This is a genomic window from Bradyrhizobium sp. (genome assembly GCF_049581145.1).
Taxonomy (GTDB): domain Bacteria; phylum Pseudomonadota; class Alphaproteobacteria; order Rhizobiales; family Xanthobacteraceae; genus Bradyrhizobium.
In genome coordinates, this window is the sequence record NZ_JBAURI010000959.1 from 1 (window position 1) to 6,997 (window position 6,997).

General features: G+C 64.2%; 7 protein-coding genes and 2 pseudogenes. 6 read left to right on the forward strand and 3 right to left on the reverse strand.

What is annotated here, in order from left to right; all coding sequences use genetic code 11:
* Both WCB02_RS31200 and WCB02_RS31205 read right to left on the reverse strand, forming a co-directional pair.
* A pseudogene (locus WCB02_RS31200) lies at nucleotides 1-457 on the reverse strand (ABC transporter substrate-binding protein); the annotation flags it as partial.
* A 34-nt stretch (nucleotides 458-491) separates the two neighbouring features.
* Nucleotides 492-1,115, reverse strand: coding sequence for a hypothetical protein (locus WCB02_RS31205; protein WP_423964173.1), 624 nt, complete (start codon nucleotides 1,113-1,115; stop codon nucleotides 492-494).
* Nucleotides 1,116-1,658: 543 nt separating this feature from the next.
* Between WCB02_RS31205 and minC the strand changes: the two genes are divergently transcribed.
* The 5 genes from minC to WCB02_RS31230 all read left to right on the forward strand — a co-directional run bounded on the left by minC (nucleotide 1,659) and on the right by WCB02_RS31230 (nucleotide 4,828).
* On the forward strand, nucleotides 1,659-2,351 hold the full coding sequence (gene minC / locus WCB02_RS31210) for a septum site-determining protein MinC (RefSeq protein ID WP_423964175.1): 693 nt from the start codon (nucleotides 1,659-1,661) through the stop codon (nucleotides 2,349-2,351).
* Nucleotides 2,352-2,365: 14 nt separating this feature from the next.
* Complete coding sequence (minD, locus tag WCB02_RS31215) at nucleotides 2,366-3,181, forward strand: septum site-determining protein MinD (RefSeq protein ID WP_423964177.1); 816 nt, start codon at nucleotides 2,366-2,368, stop codon at nucleotides 3,179-3,181.
* Nucleotides 3,178-3,465, forward strand: coding sequence for a cell division topological specificity factor MinE (minE, locus tag WCB02_RS31220; RefSeq protein WP_423964179.1), 288 nt, complete (start codon nucleotides 3,178-3,180; stop codon nucleotides 3,463-3,465). The genes minD and minE overlap by 4 nt, the downstream gene beginning before the upstream one ends.
* A gap of 45 nt (nucleotides 3,466-3,510) precedes the next feature.
* Nucleotides 3,511-4,284 carry a thioesterase family protein gene (locus tag WCB02_RS31225; RefSeq protein ID WP_423964187.1) on the forward strand — a complete coding sequence of 258 codons (774 nt, stop codon included), beginning with the start codon at nucleotides 3,511-3,513 and terminating at the stop codon, nucleotides 4,282-4,284.
* 61 nt (nucleotides 4,285-4,345) lie between these two features.
* Nucleotides 4,346-4,828 (forward strand): GFA family protein, encoded by a 483-nt coding sequence (locus WCB02_RS31230; RefSeq protein ID WP_423964181.1) that lies wholly within the window; start codon nucleotides 4,346-4,348, stop codon nucleotides 4,826-4,828.
* A gap of 131 nt (nucleotides 4,829-4,959) precedes the next feature.
* Here WCB02_RS31230 and WCB02_RS31235 read toward each other — a convergent pair whose 3' ends face one another.
* Nucleotides 4,960-6,537: an AMP-binding protein gene (locus WCB02_RS31235; RefSeq protein WP_423964184.1), complete on the reverse strand. Its 1,578-nt coding sequence runs from the start codon at nucleotides 6,535-6,537 to the stop codon at nucleotides 4,960-4,962.
* A gap of 85 nt (nucleotides 6,538-6,622) precedes the next feature.
* Here WCB02_RS31235 and WCB02_RS31240 point away from each other — a divergent pair.
* Nucleotides 6,623-6,997: pseudogene (locus WCB02_RS31240) on the forward strand (nitronate monooxygenase); the annotation flags it as partial.

A 6,997-nucleotide genomic window follows, 5' to 3' on the forward strand; every position in this document is an offset into this window, starting at 1 on the left:
ACGCCGATCCGGCGGAAGCTGCCGCCGCTGCTGCTGCGGGTGGCTGCGATGGCTGCGGGGACGCGCCGGCGATGGATTGTTCGAGCTCGGCGAGCTGATGGTCCGCGCCCCGGCAATCCAGCCGTCCGGTGGTCACCGCGCCGCGGCCGTCGGCGACATAACGGTCGAACAGCCGCGAGACTTCATCGCGCTCGGAGCCGCTGGTCGATGCCTCCCGGATCACCGCCTGGAACTTATCGACGATGACCTGGACGCGAGGCCGTGCGATATTCTGGCAGGCGAGCGCCGAACCGATGATTGGCCCGACGCGGCTTGCGAGGTCACGCACGACGCTCAGATTGTCGGCGGATGCCGGGCTTGCACCTGTCGCCAGCAGGGCACCGAACACGACGATAGCCCAGCGGGAGCTCTTCAAAGCTGAACTCGGCAGGGTCGAATTGCACCACAGATTGGACATGTTACTATTATCGCTCTCTAAATTTATTGCTATGCTATTGCTGCGCGGATCCCGGCGAGTTGCCCTTCTGCCGCCACTGCATGAACTGCTGCAGCAGTTTGTTGTCAGCCGGCGCCGGGGCAGCGGCGGCCTGGTCGGCTGAAGCCGTCGTCGTCAGCAACGACTGGAATTCGGCCAAGGCGGGCTTGGCTGTCGAGGCGGCGGTATCCTCGGCCGGGTGCGCTTGGGCGAGCCCCGCCGAGAATTGCTGGACCGAAGCCTGGAACGTCGATTGGGCGTCCGACTGCCGGGACGCCGGCATCATGATGACGAAGAACAGCGCGATGACGGCCGAGACGCCGATGGCCGCGGCGAGGCGGCCGGCAACGCCGAATATGGCGTTTCGCTTGTCGAGCTCGCGCGCCAGCGCCTGAGGCTCGACCAGGACTTGCGGCTCGAGCGGACGGCGCAGGGATTCGTAGACCGCGCTCTCGAGCTGCGAGTCGATGGGAGCCGGGGGCTGGATCGGACGTATGCCGGGTTCGGGCCGTTTCTGAGGTTGGGATCGATTGTCTTCGCCGGTTGCCGAGCGTTGCTCCGGTCGCTCACGCAATCGTCTCGGCGCATAGTGCAAGGGATCATGCGGGCCGACTTGTTCTTGCTCATTTCCATCACTCATACGCCACTCCTGTCAGCTCTAATGTTGCACGGGTACGTTCCTGCGGTCGCAATACACAAAGGTCCACAGCAACCAGATATCTCGAGCGAGACCGCCCCAGTATGTCCTGGAGTGTTTCCTGGCCAATGATCTGTCGCGATGAAAAAGTTGACCGGACGATCTCGAAAGCCGCGGGAGCGGATCGAACAGCTCGTGATGTCATCCGCATCATGTCGCGAGACTGCTGCCGCAATTTACCCACCGACCCCATTACGCGTACTCGACCCCAGTCAATGTTCGCTCGTCAGCGACACACAGCGCCCGCTGATTCGGCGGACATGTCGTTCGTTCCAGTTCGTCACCCGGATTTGATGAAGCCGAGGCAAGACATTATTAAGCCCGAATCGAGGCAGAACTGCGTTGAGTTCTTGTCGCCGACCCATGAAACGTTAAAGCTTGGTAAATACCGCTGGCAATTTCGGTCATATTTTTCGGGCGTTAACTTAGCATTAACCAACTCCGCCGACTGTTAACCATTCGATAACAAAGGCTGAGTCGAATTCCATGATTTCAACCGCCGAGCCGACACGTCAGCAGGTTCGTCTCCGTGGGCGCTCTTACGTCGCGTTCGTTTTTTCTCCGGTCGTGCCGATTATAGGTTGGCTGGAAGAGATCGACGCAACGCTTGCGCGCTCGCCCAACTTCTTTGTTGGTAAGCCGGTAGTTCTCGATCTGTCGGCCGTGGAGCTGAGCCCAACCGCCATCACCCATCTCGTCAATAGCATCGAGCAGCGCAATATCCGCGTGCTCGGCCTCGAGGGCGTGGACGCCTCCGTGGTGACGCCAAGCCTGCCGCCTCTGCTGAGAGGCGGCCGGCACTGCATGGTGCAACCGGCCGAGCCCGAGAAGGCCGCCGCCCGGCCGCCGCCGACCTCGCTGTTGCTCGACAGCCCCGTGCGCTCCGGCCAATCAGTCATCTTCACCGAAGGCGACGTGACCGTCCTGGGCTCGGTCGGCTCGGGCGCCGAGATCGTCGCCGGCGGCTCGATCCATGTCTATGGGACGCTGCGGGGGCGCGCGATGGCGGGCGTCAACGGCAATTCGTCCGCGCGCATTTATTGCCAGAAGATCGAGGCGGAGCTTCTTGCCATCGATGGTTTTTACCAGACGGCCGAGGAGTTCGACGCCGCTCTTCGCAATCGACCGGCGCAGGCGTGGCTCGAAGGCGACACTATGCGGATTACGCCGCTCAACTGAGAAGGAGGTAAGATATGGCCAAGGTGCTGGTTGTGACGTCCGGTAAAGGTGGAGTCGGAAAGACCACCTCAACGGCTGCGATAGGGGCTGCGCTCGCGCAGGCCGGAAAGAAGGTCGTGGTCGTCGATTTCGACGTCGGCTTGCGCAACCTCGATCTGGTGATGGGCGCCGAGCGGCGCGTCGTGTTTGATCTCATCAACGTCGCGCAGGGCGTCGCCAAGCTGCCGCAGGCTCTGATCCGCGACAAACGAATTGAGACCCTGTGGCTGCTGCCCGCATCGCAGACCAAGGACAAGGATGCCCTGACCGATGAGGGCGTCGGGACCATCATTGCCGAGTTACGCAAGACATTTGATTGGATTCTTTGCGACAGTCCCGCCGGCATCGAGCGCGGCGCGACGCTTGCCATGCGTTATGCCGACGAGGCGCTCATCGTCACCAATCCCGAAGTCTCCTCGGTGCGGGACTCCGACCGCATCATCGGGCTGCTCGACTCCAAGACTGTGAGGGCCGAGAAGGGCGAGCGGGTGGACAAGCATATCCTGATCACCCGCTTCGATCCGGCGCGTGCCGCCCGGGGCGAGATGATCTCCATCGAGGATATCCTCGAGATTCTGGCGACGCCGCTGCTCGGCATCATTCCGGAAAGCCAGGATGTGCTGCGTGCCTCCAATGTCGGCTCGCCCGTCACACTCAACAATCCCGCCAGCGCACCGGCCCGTGCCTATCTCGACGCGACGCGGCGGTTGCTCGGCGAGACCGTCCCGATGCTGGTGCCGACCGAGCGCAAGGGATTGATGAACCTGTTGTTGGGACGGAGGGCCGCATGAGCATGCTACGGCTTTTCAGCAGCCGTTCCTCTCCGGTCGAGGCTTCGGCGCCGATTGCGCGGGAGCGGCTGCAGATCCTGTTGGCGCATGAACGGGGCATGCGCGGCCAGCCCGATCTCCTGATGCAGTTGCGCGAGGAAATCCTCGCGGTGGTGTCGCGGCATGTTGTACTCGATCCGGAAAAGGTTATCGTCCGGATGGAAAGGGGAAAGCATGTCTCGACGCTTGAAGTCGATATCGAATTGCCGAGCGGCGTCGAATCCAAGTTCGCGGCGGCCAGCTGATGGGTTGCTCCGCCACGGTGATTGTCGCTGCGGACCGTTGAGTTGATGGAGGCGATCTATCGCGTTGACGGCGCAAGCGTCGTTACCGGTCCGAACGCCGCGGGGCCCTGGGACCCAAGCATGCAGCACGGCTCGGCGCCGGCGGGTCTGGTGGTGTGGGCCGCACAGGCCATTCCGACGCCGGTGCCGATGTGGATTGCACGCGTCACCGTCGACCTGATGCGCCCGGTGCCGCTGAAACCGCTTGCGATCGAAAGCCGTGTGCTGCGCGAGGGCCGCAAGATCCAGCTTTGCGCCATCACGCTGAAAGCCGAAGGCACCGCTGTGGTCGCGGCGAGCGTGCTCAAGATCAGGGCGCGGGCGTTGCCGCTGCCGTCTGATGTCGCCGATCTGCCGGTCGAGCTTCCCGGCCCCGAGGCGTCGCGCCCGGAGCCCGCGGAGTTTTCCTCCAGCCCTTTCGTCAGGGGCGTGTCGCTGCGTGCGGCGCGTGGGCAATTCGGTGTGCCCGGGCCGGGTGCGATCTGGTATCGCGTCGACCGGCCGCTGGTCGAGGGCTATGGCATCTCGCAGGCGATGCGCGCGGTGATCGCCGCGGATTTCTGCAACGGCACCTCGGCCGCGCTCGATTTCCGGCAGTGGACCTTCCTCAACGCCGACCTCACCGTGAACATGGCGCGCGAGCCGGTCGGCGACTGGATTCTGCTCGATGCAGAAAGCTGGATCGGCCCTCACGGCGCAGGCCTCGCGATGGCAAGGCTCGCCGACACGCGCGGCTATTTCGGCCGCGTGGTGCAGAGTCTCGTGATCGAGCAAAGATGAGAGTCGCAGGGCAGGTATTTCTCGGGCAGTTTGAAGCCCGCATGCGCGATCGGAGATGGTCATGAGCGCGGCGCGACCTTCGCTTCCCCTGACCGGCGGCTGCTCGTGCGGCGCGGTTCGCTACGAGATCACGGCCTTTCCGCTGTTGCTCTACTCCTGTCATTGCACGAACTGCCAGCGGGCGTCAGGCAGCGCCTTTGCGCTCAACATGCCGGTTGCGACCAAGGGTTTTCGGATTTTGAAAGGCAAGCCGAGGGGTTGGCACCATCTGTCGCCATCCGGCGCGGAAGTGGCGTCCTGGTTCTGCGGCGACTGCGGAGCGCGCATCTACGGCTCGCGCAACAGCCGTCCGGACTCGATGAATCTTCGCGCCGGCACGCTCGACGACACCAGCTGGTTGATGCCCGCGGGACACATTTTCATGACCAGCGCGCAAGTCTGGGTGCGGCCGGCTCGCGGCGCCCACTGCCATGACATCCAGCCTGCGGATTTTCGAGCGATGGCCGAGAAATGGCGCGCGATGTGGCCGGAGTTCTTTCCATAGTGATGGCGGCTCTGCGTTCTCCGGCTCTGCGTTCTTCGGCTCCGCGTTCTCGGGCTTTGCGGCATAGCTTGACCGGACGGTGCTCCGCATCGCCGGCAGAACGCTGCGTCGCGCCCGGGTCTCGCCGCCGCTCATCCAACCATGCGGTCGCGGCCCGCCCAGAAGCGGGCCTTCAGCAGCTTCTTGTCGACCTTGCCGACGCCAGTCATGGGCAGTTCATTGGCGAACTGGATCTGCTTCGGCGCGTGCGCCGAACCCTTGCGCGCCTTGACGAGGTTGATGAGTTCGTCCGGGCTCGGCCGCGCTCCCTCGCGCGGCACCACGATCGCGGTGACGGCCTCGCCCCATTTGTCGTCGGGCACGCCGACGACCGCGACCATCGCCACATCGGCATGCTGCGACAGAACATCTTCGATTTCGCGCGGAAAGATGTTGAAGCCGCCGGAGATGATCATGTCCTTCTTGCGGTCGAGGATGAACATGTAGCCGCGCTTGTCCTTGCGGGCGATGTCGCCGGTGTGCAGCCAGCCGCCTTTCAGCGTGTCGGCGGTCTGCTCCGGCCGCTTCCAATATCCGGCCATCACATGCGGCGCGCGCACACAGATTTCGCCTGCTTCGCCGGTTCTGACCTCCTGGTCGTCGTCGTCGAGGATCTTCACTTCGCAGGCGGCGATCGGGAAGCCGCAGGACAGAAGCAGCTCCGGCGTCTTCGGGTCGTGGTCTTTTTTGCGCAGCACCGAGACCGGATAGCATTCGGTCTGGCCATAAAGCTGCGAGAACACCGGGCCGATCCGTTCGATGCCTTCGACCAGCCGCGACGGCGACATTGCGGAGGCGCCGTAGAGCACGAGCTCGAGCGAGGTGAGGTCGGTCCGGTCGAGCGCCGGATGATCCAGCAGCACATAGATCATGGTCGGCACGAACAGCGTGAAGTCGATGCGCTCGCGGGCGATGGTCTGCAGCACCGCCTCCGGGTCGAATCCTGTCAGCATGTGCACGGTGCCGCCCCGCATCAAGGTCGGCAGCACCTTGGTGCCGGCGACATGGCTGATCGGGGCGACGGTCAGATAGCGCGCCGCATCGGGGATCTCGAAATCGGCCAGGATCGCATTGGCGAAGCCGCCATATTCGCGGTGGTGGCGCAGTGCGCCCTTGGATTTTCCGGTGGTGCCGCCGGTATAGTTCAGCGTCGCGAGGTCGTCGGGGCCGGCGAAGCACCGCGCGGTGGCGTGGCCGGCCCGCTCGGTCGCCTGCAACAGGTCAACGCCGTAGTCGGCGGCTCCGAGGGTGAAGACGGTCTTGAGGATGGAGGTGTTGAAGTGGGAAGCCTTGTCCGCCAGTTGGCCGCCGCGGTCGCGAAACGCGGCGGCATCGACCACCAGCACAGCGGCCTCGGAATCCTCGAGCTGAAACAATTGGTCGTCCAGCGAGCCCAAGGGATGCAGCCAGGTGATCGCGAGCCGCGCCAGTTGCGCGGCGACGCCGGCGCACCAGCTGTCGGCGCGGTTGGCGGTCAGGAATGCGACGCGCGTGCCGGGCGCGAGGCCGAGCCGCATCAAGACGCTCTGGATACGGCCGATCAAATCGGTCGCGCCCTGATAGGTGAGCGATCCGCCGGGCCAGCTGAATGCAACACGCGATGGATAGCGCGCCAGCGCGCGCAGCGTCTGTTCGCTCACCACTGGAAATGCATGGAGCGGATTGCTCATCCCCGTCCCTCCCTCGGTTTTGTTTTCGGCCTTCGGTCGTGCCAATGTTGCCGATGACGCTAGCATCCCCGTTCGAGCTGGGACAATGATTTTGCCGACTGCCGATCCTCTTGCGCGCTTTCGCGACCGCTTGCGCCTGCCGCTGATCGCGGCGCCGATGTTTCTGGTGTCGGGCGTGGAGCTCGTGGCGGCGGCCTGCGGCAATGGCGTGATCGGCGCCTTTCCGACGGCGAACTGCCGCAGTGCCGAGGAACTCGATAGCTGGCTGAGCGACCTCGAAAATCGCTTGCGCGCGTCGTCGGATGCGCACGGCAAACCCGCCGCGCCGCTCTGCCCGAACCTGATCGTGCACCGTTCCAATGCGAGGCTGGCTGACGACTTGCGGGTGCTGCTGCGGCATGCGCCCGAACTCGTCATCACCTCGGTCGGATCGCCGGAGCCGGTGCTGAAACCGTTGCAC